1 protein-coding gene is annotated in these 508 nt (G+C 76.0%); it reads right to left on the reverse strand.

The window, feature by feature from the left end:
• On the reverse strand, positions 1-508 hold a 508-nt coding region (locus I6F37_RS38650), incomplete at both ends, for an NAD(P)-dependent oxidoreductase (protein WP_276573799.1).

Below are 508 nucleotides of genomic sequence, written 5' to 3' on the forward strand. Positions count from 1 at the left end.
GGCCGGCACCGGCTCCTCGGGCCAGACGTCCACGCCGGCGAGGATCCGACCCGCGTCGAGCTCGCTCCAGAGCGCGTCGTAGTCGACCACGGCGGCGCGGCTGACCAGGATCAAGCGGGCCCCGACCGGCAGGGCGGCCAGCTGGTCGGCGCCGAGCAGGTGCTCGCTGTCCGACGTCACGGTGGCCAGCACGAAGACGAACTGGCTGCGTCGCAGCAGCTCGGGCAGCGGGGCCGCCACCAGCCCCACCTCGGCCAGCGCGCGGTCCGGCAGCCACGGGTCGTGGACCTGCAGATCCACCGCGAACGCCTCCAGCAGCGGCCGCAGGGCGCGACCGAGGTTGCCGTAGCCGATCAGCCCGACCCGCGCCCCGCGGAGCAGCACGGCGTCGGCGTTGCCGTCGGCCACGTAGCGCTCGGTGCCGGAGCGGAAGGCTCGGTCCTCCCGGCTGATCCCGCGGGCCACGTCCAGTGCGAGGCCCAGGGCGTGCTCGGCGACCGCCTGGGCG

It is taken from the genome of Bradyrhizobium sp. NBAIM08, assembly GCF_020193935.1.
Lineage (GTDB): Bacteria > Pseudomonadota > Alphaproteobacteria > Rhizobiales > Xanthobacteraceae > Bradyrhizobium > Bradyrhizobium yuanmingense.